The following is a 13,403-nucleotide window of genomic DNA, read 5'->3' as shown; positions in this document are numbered from 1 at the left end:
GGGGACTTTGGCGCCAATTGCTTTTTGGGGAAATAGCGATAGGGGGAGGTGTAGGCGCGATCGCCCACATGGGACAGATCAGGAATTTCGCTATTCCATTCAGGCCGACGCTTTAATTGAGGGGCTTCCAAAATCGCCAGCAAGCGGCGACTTTCCTGCTGTATGTGATGATCGGAATGCCGTTGGAGTTGACGACAGAGGTTCACGGCTGCCCCTTGATTGCCAGCAGCACTGTAGGCAATCACTAACCAGAGGCTGATTTCCCCCGATTGGTCGGCATTTCCTTCCGCCAGCGCCGCAGCCTGTCCTAAAAGGGCAATGGATTGTTGGTAGTTTCCACGTTCAAAGGCCTCTTGTCCCTGCTGAAAGAGGGCAACTGCTCTATCCGTCATGGTTCAAATAAGGAAGTGCTGTCGGGCCAGCGGGAAGCAGTAGCTTTGCGTTCTTAGTTTAAACTGATCCCTCTTCTGCGACAACAATGAGTCCCTTTTTGATCAGGGCTTGCAGGTCAGCATTGTGGGTTTTGCAGTTGCGCCAGCGGCGTTCATCGACATTTTCATTGCGACCCGGCTGGAGGGTCACTGGCCCAAAAAAGCTATCAAAGGTCATGGACTGTTCTAGGTGGCTAATTACGGTGAGCATGGCAGTAGAGGTTAGACAGACTCCCTATTTTCAAGATAAAGCTACAGTGGATCTACTGCCGAGTTGAGTGCTGTATGATTCCTACGCGGTTGAGTCAAGTCGGGATGGCGATCGCCCTAGGGGCACTGACGAGCTGTTCATTTTCTTTGCCAAATCGCACCCCTCCCACCTCCAATACTGCGGCATCTCTGCCTCCCCTTGCCGCCACGGATCAACCCAATGTGGGTGAGAATTTTATTGCTAAGGTGGTTGCTGAGGCAGGGCCAGCGGTGGTGAGCATTGATACGCTGCGGGTGCAGCCCAGTAAAGAGGATAGTTTTCTCAATCCTTTTCCGATACCAGATGTGCCGGTGCGCCAAGGTCAAGGCTCTGGGTTTATATTCACCCCCGATGGCAAGGTCATGACCAATGCTCACGTGGTAGAAGGCGCTAGCGCTGTGCGAGTCACGCTGCCCGATGGTCGCCAGTACGCAGGCAAAGTGGTGGGTGCTGATTCCCTGACCGATGTAGCAGTGGTGCAAATTGAGGCTGAAAATTTACCCACGGTGCAATTGGGCAATTCGGATACCCTTGTCCCCGGCGAGTGGGCGATCGCCATTGGGAATCCCTTGGGGCTGAGTAACACCGTAACGGCCGGAATTATTAGTGCCACAGGACGTGCCAGCAATGAAATTGGCGCTGCCGATAAGCGCGTGAGCTTTATTCAGACGGATGCGGCAATTAATCCGGGGAATTCCGGAGGACCACTCCTGAATGCCGCCGGTCAAGTGGTGGGCGTCAACACCGCCGTGATTTCCCAAGCGCAGGGTCTAGGCTTTGCTATTCCCATCAATACCGCCTATCGCGTTGCTGAGCAGATTATTGCCACTGGCCGCGCCCAACACCTCTATTTGGGAATTCGCATGGTGCAATTGACGCCGGAATTAGCAGCCAAAATCCGTCAAGATCGCCCCGAGTGGCGACTACAACAAAACCAAGGCACGCTCATCATCGGCATTGCCCCCAATTCCCCTGCGGCTAAAGCAGGTCTGCAAGCGGGCGATTGGATTGTCAAAATTAACGATGTTAATCAACCCACCCCCCAACAGATACAAAGCGTTGTCGAGCAAACCAAGTTGGGGGAGAAGGTGACCTTGGAGATTCGGCGGGGCGATCGCCAGCAAACCGTTAGCCTTCAACCGCAGCCAATGCCGCCAGAGTTGTACCCCTCCTCTCAGCCAGAATAAGTCAGTGTCGAGCCTTTAGCAGCACTGTTTCTCCTGTAAACCAGCGGCCACAATAGCTAAGGCGTCCATTAAAAATGCGACAAACTCGCTAGAGGTCGCTGCGGAGTGTTTGGCTCAAGAGTGTTGGCCGTGGTTGAGGGTGTTCCATCCCTATAAACAGGGCAGTAAGCATCTGAGCAACCATAGAAGACTCCCCAATTATAGGACGAGAACCACCTTACCCTGCACCAAGCGCTGGCTGAGATAGCGGTGGGCATCCGCCGCTGCACCAAGGGGAAAGGTTTTATCGACAACAACCCGCAGCTCACCCTGATCCACTAGAGTGGCAACCTGCTCAAGAATTTTGCCCTGATGGGCAAGGGCATCACTCAACTCCATGAGTTGGGGGGTAAGCATGAGCGTGAGTTGAATTAAGAGATTGCGTTGGCGGGCAATTTTCCAGGGGGTATCGGCTGCGGGTTCCAGGAGGGTGGCCAAGGTGCCATAGGGACGCACCGCTTTGAACGTTTCACTAAAGGTTGTGCCGCCCACAGTGTCCAGCGCCAAGTCAACACCTTTGCCCGCGGTCCAATCCAAGACCGCCTGTACCCAATCAGTGGTTTGGTAGTTAATGGCAAGGGTAGCCCCCAAGCTTTCAACAAAACGCGCTTTGGCTAGAGAGCTAATGGTCGTGGCAACGCGAGCGCCAGATCGCCGTGCCAGTTGAATGGCCAGGTGCCCCACCCCGCCCGCCCCGGCGTGAATGAGAACGGTTTTCGCTGTCGAGAGCACATTCAAAGGGGGGACAGCACCGCGATCGCCCAAGGCCTCCCAAGCGGTGATGACCGCTAGGGGCAAAGCAGCGGCTTCAGTAAATGAGAGGGATTTGGGTTTGGGGGCAACGGCGATTTCAGGAACAACGGTATATTCGGCATAACAGCCCCCGCGATCGCCCAGTCCGCCGTAGCAAAAATACACTTCGTCTCCCACTCGAAATCGCTGTACTGCTGCACCCACCGCCACAACTATCCCTGCCCCATCACAGCCGAGAATTGCTGGCCGGCGATCGGGAAAAAAGGTTCCCCGCTGTCGCAACTTGGTATCAATGGGGTTGACGCTGGCTGCCCGCAGTTGAATTTTGACCTCATTGGGAGCCTGAATCTCTGGCTCAGGCACATCCTGCAAAACTAAAACATCGGGGTCACCAAACTCTGTGATGGCAATTGCTTTCATGGCGTCTTTCCCTGTCTCCTGAGTCTTCCCTGCCCAAAACAGCAGAGTCCCTATACTAATCTAGTAAGAGGTCAACCCTCTGGCGATGTCTTTGGCACCATGAGTTTGCTCCACGTTGCTGATGTCTATGCTGGCTATATTCCGGATGTGGATATTTTACGGGGCGTCAATTTTCGTCTCGAAGCAGGGGAGCTGGTAGCGGTCATTGGCCCCAATGGAGCAGGAAAATCAACATTGGCAAAAACAATCGCCGGTTTGTTGACACCGCGCTTGGGCACAATCACCCTTGCAGGGGAGGATATTACCTACTTGCGCCCCAACGAAATCGTCAAAAAAGGCATTGGTTACGTCCCTCAGATTGCCAATGTCTTTCGCTCCTTGACTATTGAAGAAAATCTAGAAATGGGTGCCTTTATCAAAAGCGGCAACCTCAAGGCTCTCAAAGAACGTGTCTATGACACCTTTCCCCGCTTGGCTGAGCGCCGACAGCAACGGGCAGGGACGCTTTCGGGAGGAGAACGGCAAATGCTGGCCATGGGACGCGCCATGATGCTGGATCCACAAATTATGGTCTTGGATGAACCCTCCGCTGCACTTTCGCCGGCGCTGGTGAATGACGTGTTTGCCAAAATTAAGGAGATTAATGCCCAGGGCACGGCCATTATTCTGGTGGAGCAAAATGCGCGTAAAGCCCTTGCCATGAGCGATCGCGGGTATGTTTTAGAAATGGGCAAAGATCGCTATGAGGGACTGGGCACTGAATTGCTCAATGACCCTAAAGTGGGGGAACTTTACCTCGGCATCGTGCGGGCAGAACCCTAGGCGGCAGGGCTAAAAATGGCAGTTTCGAGGGCAATTAAGCTCTTTTCCAAATCATCATTGACAATTTGCACGTCAAATTCTGAAGCAGCAGCAATTTCCGTTTCCGCTTGGGCTAGGCGGCGGGCGATCGCCTCTTCACTGTCTTGACCGCGACGGCGCAGGCGGTGTTCCAGTTCAGTGAGGGACGGGGGCAGAATGAAAATGTGGCGCGCTTGCGGGTAGGATTGGCGAACTTGGCGCGCCCCCTGTAGCTCAATTTCAAGGATGACCGTTTTTCCCTCTTCAATCAGCTGGAGCAACGGATCCCGTGGAGTGCCGTAGTAGTGACCTGCAAACTCCGCCCATTCCAAGAGCTTGCCCGAAGCAATCATTCCCTTAAATTCTTCCACAGAGACAAAATAGTAATCTACCCCTTCCACCTCCGTGGAGCGGGGGGGACGGGTCGTTGCTGAAACCGAAAGTGCCAGTTCGGGATGTCGCTGCCGCAGTTGGCGTAAAAGTGTTCCTTTGCCAACACCACTGGGGCCAGTAATTACAATAAGTTGTCCGGGCTGGGGCGTTGCACTGGTCATAGTTCCATTGGGGGGAAACTTTCTCATCCTACTCTGTCTGCTCAGGGTTTTATCATTAAAGACATCGTGGTTGAGGAATGGCCGTGAAGATTCATTTGCCCACTGAGAGTGAAAATGCCCGTATTGAGATGCTGCCCCTCATTGATGTGGTTTTTTGTATCCTCACGTTCTTTATTTTGGCGGCGGTGAGCCTGACGCGGCAGCAGGCCATTACATTGAATTTGCCCCAAGCCAGCACCAGTCAAGCACAGTCACAAAAGATGCTGGTGGTGAGCATTGATCCAGCAGGACAACTCTTTGTGGACAAAGACCCCGTCAACCGCAGTCAACTCTATGAACGCCTCGCCACGTATTTGAAAACCAATCCGGAGGGGGTGGTGATTTTGCGGGCGTCACAGGTGGTGAGCTACAACGAAGTCATCCAAGTCTTGGATCTGCTGCGCTCGGTGGGCGGCAGTCGTGTTGCCCTGGCAACCCAGCCTGTGGAAAAACCTGTTCTCAGTACGCAGCCTAGCCCTCTGCCCTCACCACCGGCCACAACCCCCAATCAAACGACTCCAACTCAATAGCGTGTAACAGTGGAAACGATTCCAAGCATTCCTGCTGCTCCAGCAGGCTTTCGCTCTGGCTTTATTGCCCTAGTGGGGCGCCCCAATGTTGGCAAGTCAACGCTCTTTAACCATCTGTTGGGGCAAAAGGTGGCCATTACCTCCCCTGTAGCGCAAACTACCCGCAATCGCCTGCGGGGCATCCTAACCACCTCCACGGCGCAGTTTATTTTTGTGGATACGCCAGGTATCCACAAGCCCCACCATCGGCTCGGCGAAGTGCTGGTGCAGAATGCAAAGGGAATACTCAATCGGGTGGATGCAATTGTGTTTGTGGTGGATGCTGCAAGTCCGCCCGGTCGGGGCGATCGCTACGTTGCAGATCTCCTGAGGACGACCCAATCTCCCGTTCTTGTGGCCATCAATAAAATTGACCTCCTCCCAGAGGGGGAGCGCGAACTGCGGCAACAAGACTATCAAAGCCTTGGCCCTTGGCCGGCCTATCCCTGCTCAGCTCTGACTGGAGAGGGGGTGAGTTTACTGCAATCGGCCATTGAGCAGCAATTGCCCTACGGTCCCTATTACTATCCACCAGAGATGGTCACCGATCAGCCGGAGCGATTTATCATGGCGGAGCTGATTCGGGAGCAGATTTTGCACCACACCCGCGAGGAAGTCCCCCATTCAGTGGCGGTGACGATTGAACAGGTACAGCAGGATCGTAACCTCACTCGTGTACACGCGGTAATCTATGTAGAACGTCCAACGCAAAAGGCCATCATTATTGGTCAGGGGGGTCAGTTGCTCAAACAAATTGGCACCGCTGCCCGCCAAGAAATTGAAACCCTCATTGGTGGCAAGATTTATCTAGAACTCTTTGTGAAGGTACGCCCCCGCTGGCGACAGGATCGGCTCCGCTTGGCGGAGTTGGGCTATCGGATTGAGAAGGATTGAGGCAAAGGTGTTAAACGATAGCTTGAGAGACTAGAAAAAAAAGAAGAAGTGCTGTATTCTTTTCTGGGAGAATAGAAAAAATCAAATTATTATGGTATCTTCTGAAAAGATTGTCAAGTCTATCCCCAAACACCTCAGCCCTTGTGACTCTCCTGTGTTGAACTCGCAACTGCTGTTGAAAATCTGACTGACCTATGTTTTAGACCTCAGCTTGAACAGCATGAGAGCCTTGTTTTATCGGAAATCCGCCAGCCATTGATAGAGGTCAGAAATATTGACATTGGGTTGAAGCAGCTCTTCCTTCATGTGTATCAGCACTTTGGCCAAGGGTTCGGCGCGATCGCGATACTCGGCAACACTGGCCAATAGATCCGCAAATACCTGTTCTTCAATCAGCGCCCGCGGGGGTGGCTCAGCTGTTACATGGCGGTAGGTTTGATAGGCCACAGGCGTTGCCGCAAACCCCAAGCGAAAAATAAAGGCACAGGATGCCTCTTGTAGTTGCCCTTGGAGCGATCGCACAGCCAATTCACTGCGCTCAAACCCCACTTCTCCCCGCAGGGTAACTTCGACAATTGCCTCCGCCATTTCTTCCCGATGTTGCTGCACCAAGTCCTGAAGTTGGCGCTCCACATGGGTCACGGTGTCGCTGGGACTGAGGTTGAGGGTGTAGCGACAAATAGGGCGCTGCCAGTAGTCTTGCTTAAGTTCTGCCTGAGGTGAGCCATTGTCGAGGGTAACCAGCAGCACCCCGCGCGGATTTTGTTGTTGATTTTCTTGAATTGAGTTGGCCTCAACGGAGCCGGGGTTAAAAATCCAGTTCTCAACGGCATAGTGGCGATGGATATGCCCTAGGGCGAGGTAGTCCACACCCGCTTGGCGCAACGGTAGGAGTTCGTTGTAACGCAATGCCCCTTGGTAGCGGGAGACTTGTCCCTCAAGGCCATGGTGGAAGAGCATAATTGTGGCTCTAGGTCCTGGCGGCAATGCCTGAATTTGCTTGGCAAGCCGTTGAATGGCACAGGAAGCACTGGCACCATACCACTGGGAACCAATTACCCGCACCCCACAGGGAAGATCAATGTACCCGCCCCGCGCTTTCTCTGTGTCCCAGGGGCGCAATAGGCCATTTTCATCCGGCTCCAGAAGAGCCAAGTAGTCTTTTTCACAGAGGTAGCGGAGCCAGTTGGATTTAACACCGTAGGGGCAGTTATCATGGTTGCCCTCGATCGCCAGCACTGGAATCCTCGCCGATCGCACCTTGTCGAGGACATACTCCGCTTGATTGAGAATGCCGGGGGTAATCATGCGCTCTTCAAACAGATCCCCGGCAATCAGCACAAAATCCACTCCTGCTTCAATGGCGTAGGTTTGCAGGGCACTGTCAAAGGCAGTAAAAAAATCAAGGGTACGGCTGGGATTCTCCTGACGATATTTATTAAAGCCGAGGTGAACATCGGCAACATGGAGAAAACGCACCATATGAGAGCGTCTCCTAGGGGCGATCGCTAGACAGTTGCCCAAGGCGGGTCACCCAGTTGGGAGTCGCCGCGGCCGGTTGATCTGTAGCTGCCACTTCCACTGTACGGAAGCAGGCCACGGGCAAATTCAGCAAACTAACCAGAAATGCGGCTAAATCTTCACGACTCAAAGAACCCGTCAGGCGATCGCCCTGATCAAGGCGCAGGTCTTTGCCACCGGGCTGATCTGTCAAGCCACAGGGGCGAACAATCGTATAGGGAAGACCACTTTGGCGCAGCATATTTTCCGCCGCTAGTTTCCAAGTGAGGATTCCCCCCAATTGGTCGTTGTATTGAACCGCCAAGGGCTGTCCCTTGAGGTCCAGATTGGGTTGCTGCAGACGGGTCACCCCCGCAGAACTCACCTGAATTATGCGGGGCAAGGGCAAACTGCCATAGGCTTGGATGGACTCAATCTCAAGGTTTAACGTGCCGGGGCGGAAATGGGGATTGAGGGCACCGTCATACTCAAATTTGCTGAGCATCAATTGTAGCGAGTAGATTTGCCCCACATTTAGGGGCGGGGCATTGGGCGCAGTGCGTGCCCGAAACACGGGGATAAAGTGGCTAAAGGGTAACTCAACCGTGATCCACTGATCAGCCACTGTGTCAAAGGACAGGGCATAGCCGATGCCATCCCACGCTGGGTCACTGCGCAGGAAAAATTTATAGCGCTGGCCATCGCCGCGAACCCGCAGTTGAATGCCCGTGTAGCCCTGGAGGTTGAGGGGCGGATTGAGATTGCGGGTACGGATGGAAACAAACCCGCCGGAATTTTCCGTAGAAACCAGCCCCGTAAAAAGAGCACTGTGCTCCTTGAGGTAAAACTGGCTGGCACTGACGCCGCCCATAACGACGTCATCAAGCGCACCCCAAACCTCCTTGAGAGGGGGCGTGGGATAGCGGTAGTCAAAGAGGGGATAGCTGTTGGGCTGACTTTGAAAGTAGGGTTGGGCACGTTCCAACAGATGCCGCATCCCTTCAAATTCAACGGCCTCTGGACTAGCACCGACAATTTCAAGGCCGGGGGGTGGCGCGTTGGGATTGGGCTGTACCTTGGCTCCGACACAGTTGATCACCGCCCGACTGCCCTGCAACAGATCGGCAGGAAGGGGTTGAGTGACATCAGCAACTGTAATCTCTAAAAAAGGAGCGGGGGGAAGTACCTTCTCCGCCTTGGCGCGATCGCGCACCACTGCCCGCACAGCATAGCCCTGATCTAGGAGGGTTTTCACCACCGCTTGACCAGTTCGACCCGTTGCCCCCATCACCACAACTAGCCCACTGCCGCGATAGGCGAGAGGCTTAAATAAATCGGGAAACAGGGGGGCAAGCATAGGGCGAAGCGGCTCTAGCGTTCCCACAAACGGCAAAGTTTGAAAAAAGCGCAGTGTATCGAGAAAGCGACCCAGTTCCCAACTATTTGCCATAGAGAGGCACCACGCTCGACCAATGGGGGAGAGTTTCCCCTGCCCTTAGTGTATCGTGCCACCGTTGGGCTGCCCATGTCAGCAAGGCGCAGCCATAGTCGCTGGGAGTGGGGGGAGCTAAGCGCCGGTAGGGGTAAAGCCAAGAGGCTAGGAGGGCTTCTGCTTCACTGTCAGCAAGTAGGCGATCGCCCCACACCGAGTTAAGACTCCCCCCCTGATAACGGTAAATGCCAAGGTATTGATGCCCCTGCTGGGCGCGTCGAGAGACGACCCCATCCTGTTCTCCAAGTTCATAGCGATGGTGCCAGGCAATTGTCCCAAGGCTAGATAGACCTAGAAGGGGCACTTCCAATTGCTGGGCTAAGATGCGGGCAGTCACTACCCCCAAGCGGGTTCCCGTAAAGCTGCCAGGGCCACAACCGATGGCGATCGCCCCTATCTCGCCCCAAGCATAGGAACCCATAAATTCATTGAGGCAGGGGTGAAGCTGACTGGCCAGTGCACGACCCAAAAGCCAAGTTTTAACTTCAAGCAATTGATGCGCCCTTAAGTCATAAAGGCCAGCCACTAGGGTGGCATCGCTCGTATCAAAACCAAGACAGAGCAGATTAGCTAACTCCTATGGCGATCGCCACCAAGCCAGCGACTAGGAGCAATCCGCCCACAACCAATAGGGCTGCCCGTACTTTTTGCTGTCGCGTCCAAGGCTGCGCCTGATAAACTTTAGGTTCAATGGCAAAGTTGTTGAGGCGACCACCCTCATCAATGGTATAGCGCATCGAAACACACCTCAATTCTAGATTTTCGGTGTGGCTATTCTAACAAGTGAACCTTAGGACTTTTGAGAATCCTTAACAATTTCTTGCAATTGACCGTGGCGACTGACCCGCAACCAGCGACCGCGCCAATAGATGCGATCGCCAAAACAGCCCCCCAACCAAATCAAAAAACTCATCACATCCCGCAGGGGCAATAGCCACAGCCACAGTAATAACCGAGGCGTCCCCATCAAGACCATGCTGAGGATGGCCTGCAACCAGCGAATGCCCTGAACCCCCAGAAATACGCTGAAGGTCCATGGGCTTGGAAACAGTCCCCACAGCAGAGCACTATAGACAGTGCCAAACATAAACACCATGCCAAAATACTGATGGCCACGATTGGAGCGAATGGTGCGTGACCAGCGCAGTTCCCGTTGCACTGCCTTTAGAAAAGATTCATCACTACAATCATTGTCAAGGATATACCTAGATAGCTCCACTCGATAACCCGCCTGCCAAGCGGTATAGCCTAGTCGGTAATCGTCACCAATGCGGTTGAGGGCAATCTCAAAGCCGCCAATTTCTTCTAGCACCTGCCGCCGCAGCACCACCGTTGGACCAATGGCAAACCGCAATCCGCCATCGAGGAAACGAGCAATGAGCACACTGGGGATAAAGTCAATACAGCGACCCATGGCTAGGAAAGCAGCCCCTAAGCGTTTAGGATGGTGGTCAATGTAGCCGCAGGTTACCACGCCAATGGTTAGATCCGCCAAGGGAGCGGTAATGCTCCTGAGATAGGCACGAGTGACGCGCACATCGCTGTCGGCTAAAACAATCACCTCATAGCGGGCATGGGGAAAGAGTTGCGACAGGTTGCTCATTTTGCGGTTAATGCCGCGAATCTCATCGCAAAGGTACCAGCGGGCGCGATCGGGATACTTTTGGCACAGTTGTTGGAGAACGGGCAAAGCGGGGTCTTGCAGGTCTTGGACGCCAAAGAGAACTTCGTAGGTCTTGTAGTCCTGCTCACAGAGGGATGACCAATTTTCCCAAGCGCCAGCATCCAAACCACAGACAGGAATGAGGAGGGAGACCGCTGGTGTCGCATCAAGGGGTTGAGGTGTTTTCTGGCCAAAAAATTGTAGCGTCAAGCCCCCGGCCATCAGGTAAGAGATAGTCCCTGTCAGACTCAACAGGCTCAGTAGCGTGAGCACGACAATCATGGTGCTGTCGTAATTGTCCCTGTTGTTGGCGAACTAGCACTGGCATAGGCTTTGACCGGAATCCGACCCGCTAAGTAAGCAAGACGGCCAGCAGTGGTTGCAAGTGCCATCGCTTTAGCCATTGCTGGAGCATTTCCCGCTTGGGCGATCGCCGTATTAATCAAAAGGGCATCAGCGCCCAACTCCATTGCCGCAGCAGCCTCACTGGGGGTGCCAATTCCAGCATCGATGACAACGGGAACATGTGCCTGATCAATGATGATTTGAATATTGGCGGCATTGCGTAGCCCTTGGCCTGAACCAATGGGGGAGGCAAGGGGCATCACCGTGACACAGCCTACTTCCTCAAGGCGTTTGGCTAGCAGGGGATCCGCATTGATGTAGGGAAGAACGGCAAATCCTTCCTTGACCAGTTGCTCTGCGGCTGTGAGCGTGCCAAAGGGATCCGGCAGCAAGTATTTCGGATCGGGAATGACCTCTAGCTTGACAAAGTTGTTGTCCTCTTGACCAAGGAGCTTAGCCATTTCCCGACCTAAGCGGGCAACGCGAATTGCCTCTTCAGCAGTTTGGCAACCTGCCGTATTGGGTAGGAGCCAAATTTTCGACCAATCTAGGGCATCCACAAGGCCTTCATGACCAGGTGCATTAGTCTGGACGCGACGGACAGCCACCGTAACAATTTCACAGCCACTGGCGGCAACACTTGCTTGTAAATCAGCAATGGAGCGATATTTGCCGGTGCCAGTCATAAGGCGTGAATGGAACTGCCGCCCAGCGATTGTAAGCGGGGTATCTTGAATCAATAGCTCAGGAGGGGGTGCAGTCACCATGATGCATTTGGGAAGTGAACAGTACAAGGGCTTGCCTTTTTACCATACAGCTTTTTTCACAGTGATTGGCTGCTACAGCTCCTGTTTTAAAGCCCTGACCTTGGTAACTTGTGGCATTATAGAGGCACCATAGCTATGGGAGTGCAACATTGGCGCATGGCACATATTGGCAACAATGCCGCCATTCAGGCTGCCGATCGCCTGCTACGTCAATATGGATTTGATCTCGACGGATCCTCGGTTGAAGCCATCTTAGATCGCTGGTTGCGTCATTTCCCGCCCCGTTGGATTCGCCTCGCGCTTATCGAAGCCCTTTATCTAGGGCGCTATAAAGCCATTTCCGTTGAACAAATCTTACAACTGTGGCAACGGCGCGAGCAACCCATCTATCACTTCAATAGCGAGTTTGAAGCCATCATCTGCCAGTCATTGCCGATTAGTGTGCCTGAAGCTGGCTCCTCCCGTCCCTTAGAACCCCGTACTGATACAAGAATTAGTGAATTTCATCCTGATTTAGCCCCTGACCCGTTTGTTGCCAAATTAACCAGTATTGTGCAGCGGTGGCAGTCCCAAGACTCCCTCGTGGAGCAGGGCGATCGCACCTCCTAGGCTGTTGCAGGTTATACTCTTTTGGGTAAGATTTGGCACCTCCATCTATGGCTGTTTTTGAAGGCACCTATCCAGTTCGGGGAACCCCTCGCTTTGGCATCGTGATTTCCCGCTTCAATGACTTGATTACGACCAAGCTGCTAGAGGGCTGCCAAGATTGCCTGCGCCGCCATGGTGTTGACCCCAATCCCCATGGTTCTCAAGTGGACTATGCTTGGGTACCAGGGAGTTTTGAAATTCCCCTAGTAGCAGCTCAACTAGCGGCCAGTCGTCGTTACGCAGCAATTATCTGCTTGGGTGCTGTTATCCGTGGCCAAACTCCCCACTTCGACTATGTTGCTGCTGAAGTCACCAAAGGTATTGCCACCGCCTCTATGCAAACCGGTGTGCCCATTATTTACGGCATCCTTACCACAGACACCATGCAACAGGCGCTCGAACGGGCTGGTATCAAAAGCAACAAAGGTTGGGAATACGCCCTCAACGCCCTTGAAATGGCAAGTTTAATGCAAACTCTTCCTGGTCATATCAATCCGCCTGCGGCCAAACTGACCCCCAGTCCACCTGTCCTTAGCGAAGGGCAACTGTAAACGGCCCAGGGGAATCTTTACTACCAAGGGCTGCTAGGCATCGTAAACCCTGCTCAAAAGTAAGGATGGGAAAATTGACGGTTGTGACCCATTACCTGGGAGCAACCGCGGCAGGTCTATAAGGGCGACGCTCCCCCAGTTAGCAGTCGCTCCTCAGGAATTTCAAGACTGAGCAGCATTCCTTCTTAGCAGGCCCGCACCATTCCTCTGTCAGATACAGCCGCAATGTGAATGTTTCCTGCCGGAGCTGCAAGTGTACCCGTATTGATTATTTGATGCGCCATCAAGCTGAGGGTTTGGCCACCACCAACCCTCAGCTCGCTTTCATATCCAAGACCCCTCCTTCAAAAAGTAGCCGTTGAGCGGTGGAGGCGTGGAAGGCAGCGGGGACATTCAAAGGGGCATTGGGGCTAAAAACAATTCCCGCAGGGTTGAGCAGATACAGGTTACTGTTGCCACCT

At 53.6% G+C, this 13,403-nt stretch carries 17 protein-coding genes; 6 read left to right on the top strand and 11 right to left on the bottom strand.

Going from position 1 to position 13,403, the window contains the following annotated elements; genetic code table 11:
• Both P3X23_RS08020 and P3X23_RS08015 read right to left on the bottom strand, forming a co-directional pair.
• Positions 1-392: hypothetical protein (locus tag P3X23_RS08020; RefSeq protein ID WP_300875144.1), on the bottom strand; the 392-nt coding region annotated here is incomplete at its 3' end.
• Positions 393-450: 58 nt separating this feature from the next.
• Positions 451-642 (bottom strand): hypothetical protein, encoded by a 192-nt coding sequence (locus P3X23_RS08015; RefSeq protein WP_300875142.1) that lies wholly within the window; start codon positions 640-642, stop codon positions 451-453.
• 74 nt (positions 643-716) lie between these two features.
• Between P3X23_RS08015 and P3X23_RS08010 the strand changes: the two genes are divergently transcribed.
• Positions 717-1,868 carry a trypsin-like peptidase domain-containing protein gene (locus tag P3X23_RS08010; protein ID WP_300875140.1) on the top strand — a complete coding sequence of 384 codons (1,152 nt, stop codon included), beginning with the start codon at positions 717-719 and terminating at the stop codon, positions 1,866-1,868.
• Between the two features lie 198 nt (positions 1,869-2,066).
• Here P3X23_RS08010 and P3X23_RS08005 read toward each other — a convergent pair whose 3' ends face one another.
• On the bottom strand, positions 2,067-3,080 hold the full coding sequence (locus P3X23_RS08005; RefSeq protein ID WP_300875137.1) for a zinc-dependent alcohol dehydrogenase family protein: 1,014 nt from the start codon (positions 3,078-3,080) through the stop codon (positions 2,067-2,069).
• Positions 3,081-3,179: 99 nt separating this feature from the next.
• Between P3X23_RS08005 and P3X23_RS08000 the strand changes: the two genes are divergently transcribed.
• The gene (locus P3X23_RS08000) at positions 3,180-3,902 is read left to right on the top strand and encodes an ABC transporter ATP-binding protein (protein WP_300875135.1); all 723 of its coding nucleotides are present in this window, start codon (positions 3,180-3,182) and stop codon (positions 3,900-3,902) included.
• Here the strand turns inward: P3X23_RS08000 and gmk are convergent.
• Entirely contained in the window at positions 3,899-4,474 is a 576-nt protein-coding gene (gene gmk / locus P3X23_RS07995; protein WP_300875133.1) for a guanylate kinase, read from the bottom strand. The genes P3X23_RS08000 and gmk overlap by 4 nt on opposite strands.
• A gap of 77 nt (positions 4,475-4,551) precedes the next feature.
• Between gmk and P3X23_RS07990 the strand changes: the two genes are divergently transcribed.
• Positions 4,552-5,043 (top strand): biopolymer transporter ExbD, encoded by a 492-nt coding sequence (locus tag P3X23_RS07990; protein WP_300875131.1) that lies wholly within the window; start codon positions 4,552-4,554, stop codon positions 5,041-5,043.
• 9 nt (positions 5,044-5,052) lie between these two features.
• Positions 5,053-5,976, top strand: coding sequence for a GTPase Era (gene era, locus P3X23_RS07985; RefSeq protein ID WP_300875130.1), 924 nt, complete (start codon positions 5,053-5,055; stop codon positions 5,974-5,976).
• A gap of 234 nt (positions 5,977-6,210) precedes the next feature.
• Here era and P3X23_RS07980 read toward each other — a convergent pair whose 3' ends face one another.
• Genes P3X23_RS07980 through P3X23_RS07955 form a run of 6 tightly spaced genes read right to left on the bottom strand, consistent with a single transcriptional unit; the run spans position 6,211 to position 11,743 of the window.
• Complete coding sequence (locus tag P3X23_RS07980; RefSeq protein ID WP_300875128.1) at positions 6,211-7,458, bottom strand: DNA repair exonuclease; 1,248 nt, start codon at positions 7,456-7,458, stop codon at positions 6,211-6,213.
• A gap of 13 nt (positions 7,459-7,471) precedes the next feature.
• The gene (locus tag P3X23_RS07975; RefSeq protein WP_300875126.1) at positions 7,472-8,926 is read right to left on the bottom strand and encodes a CIA30 family protein; all 1,455 of its coding nucleotides are present in this window, start codon (positions 8,924-8,926) and stop codon (positions 7,472-7,474) included.
• Positions 8,916-9,533, bottom strand: a complete 618-nt coding sequence (tsaB, locus tag P3X23_RS07970; protein WP_300875146.1) for a tRNA (adenosine(37)-N6)-threonylcarbamoyltransferase complex dimerization subunit type 1 TsaB — start codon at positions 9,531-9,533, stop codon at positions 8,916-8,918. Before tsaB ends, P3X23_RS07975 begins: the two co-directional genes overlap by 11 nt.
• Position 9,534: 1 nt before the next feature.
• Positions 9,535-9,705, bottom strand: coding sequence for a ssl1498 family light-harvesting-like protein (locus tag P3X23_RS07965; protein ID WP_300875125.1), 171 nt, complete (start codon positions 9,703-9,705; stop codon positions 9,535-9,537).
• A gap of 53 nt (positions 9,706-9,758) precedes the next feature.
• On the bottom strand, positions 9,759-10,913 hold the full coding sequence (locus P3X23_RS07960) for a glycosyltransferase (RefSeq protein ID WP_300875123.1): 1,155 nt from the start codon (positions 10,911-10,913) through the stop codon (positions 9,759-9,761).
• On the bottom strand, positions 10,910-11,743 hold the full coding sequence (locus P3X23_RS07955) for a thiazole synthase (protein WP_300875121.1): 834 nt from the start codon (positions 11,741-11,743) through the stop codon (positions 10,910-10,912). Before P3X23_RS07955 ends, P3X23_RS07960 begins: the two co-directional genes overlap by 4 nt.
• Positions 11,744-11,878: 135 nt before the next feature.
• Between P3X23_RS07955 and P3X23_RS07950 the strand changes: the two genes are divergently transcribed.
• Positions 11,879-12,352 carry a hypothetical protein gene (locus tag P3X23_RS07950; protein ID WP_300875119.1) on the top strand — a complete coding sequence of 158 codons (474 nt, stop codon included), beginning with the start codon at positions 11,879-11,881 and terminating at the stop codon, positions 12,350-12,352.
• A gap of 47 nt (positions 12,353-12,399) precedes the next feature.
• Positions 12,400-12,942, top strand: a complete 543-nt coding sequence (gene ribH, locus P3X23_RS07945) for a 6,7-dimethyl-8-ribityllumazine synthase (RefSeq protein WP_300875117.1) — start codon at positions 12,400-12,402, stop codon at positions 12,940-12,942.
• A gap of 313 nt (positions 12,943-13,255) precedes the next feature.
• Here the strand turns inward: ribH and P3X23_RS11995 are convergent, their stop codons facing one another.
• A complete protein-coding gene (locus tag P3X23_RS11995) occupies positions 13,256-13,387 on the bottom strand; it encodes a hypothetical protein (RefSeq protein WP_367186559.1) in 132 nt (43 codons plus the stop codon).
• Positions 13,388-13,403: the final 16 nt, after the last annotated feature.

The sequence above is a fragment of the Thermosynechococcus sp. Uc genome (assembly GCF_029335995.1).
Taxonomy (GTDB): domain Bacteria; phylum Cyanobacteriota; class Cyanobacteriia; order Thermosynechococcales; family Thermosynechococcaceae; genus Thermosynechococcus.
The sequence above is the reverse complement of the archived record's forward strand: the minus strand, read 5'-3'. Positions and strand labels throughout refer to the sequence as shown.

What these genes read in the sequence shown, in the direction of transcription:
- P3X23_RS08015 (WP_300875142.1), bottom strand. Translation starts at nt 642, where the DNA reads ATGCTCACCGTAATTAGCCACCTAGAACAGTCCATGACCTTTGATAGC.
- P3X23_RS08010 (WP_300875140.1), top strand. Translation starts at nt 717, where the DNA reads ATGATTCCTACGCGGTTGAGTCAAGTCGGGATGGCGATCGCCCTAGGG.
- P3X23_RS08005 (WP_300875137.1), bottom strand. Translation starts at nt 3,080, where the DNA reads ATGAAAGCAATTGCCATCACAGAGTTTGGTGACCCCGATGTTTTAGTT.
- P3X23_RS08000 (WP_300875135.1), top strand. Translation starts at nt 3,180, where the DNA reads ATGAGTTTGCTCCACGTTGCTGATGTCTATGCTGGCTATATTCCGGAT.
- gmk (WP_300875133.1), bottom strand. Translation starts at nt 4,474, where the DNA reads ATGACCAGTGCAACGCCCCAGCCCGGACAACTTATTGTAATTACTGGC.
- P3X23_RS07990 (WP_300875131.1), top strand. Translation starts at nt 4,552, where the DNA reads ATGGCCGTGAAGATTCATTTGCCCACTGAGAGTGAAAATGCCCGTATT.
- P3X23_RS07980 (WP_300875128.1), bottom strand. Translation starts at nt 7,458, where the DNA reads ATGGTGCGTTTTCTCCATGTTGCCGATGTTCACCTCGGCTTTAATAAA.
- P3X23_RS07975 (WP_300875126.1), bottom strand. Translation starts at nt 8,926, where the DNA reads ATGGCAAATAGTTGGGAACTGGGTCGCTTTCTCGATACACTGCGCTTT.
- P3X23_RS07965 (WP_300875125.1), bottom strand. Translation starts at nt 9,705, where the DNA reads ATGCGCTATACCATTGATGAGGGTGGTCGCCTCAACAACTTTGCCATT.
- P3X23_RS07960 (WP_300875123.1), bottom strand. Translation starts at nt 10,913, where the DNA reads ATGATTGTCGTGCTCACGCTACTGAGCCTGTTGAGTCTGACAGGGACT.
- P3X23_RS07955 (WP_300875121.1), bottom strand. Translation starts at nt 11,743, where the DNA reads ATGGTGACTGCACCCCCTCCTGAGCTATTGATTCAAGATACCCCGCTT.
- P3X23_RS07950 (WP_300875119.1), top strand. Translation starts at nt 11,879, where the DNA reads ATGGGAGTGCAACATTGGCGCATGGCACATATTGGCAACAATGCCGCC.
- ribH (WP_300875117.1), top strand. Translation starts at nt 12,400, where the DNA reads ATGGCTGTTTTTGAAGGCACCTATCCAGTTCGGGGAACCCCTCGCTTT.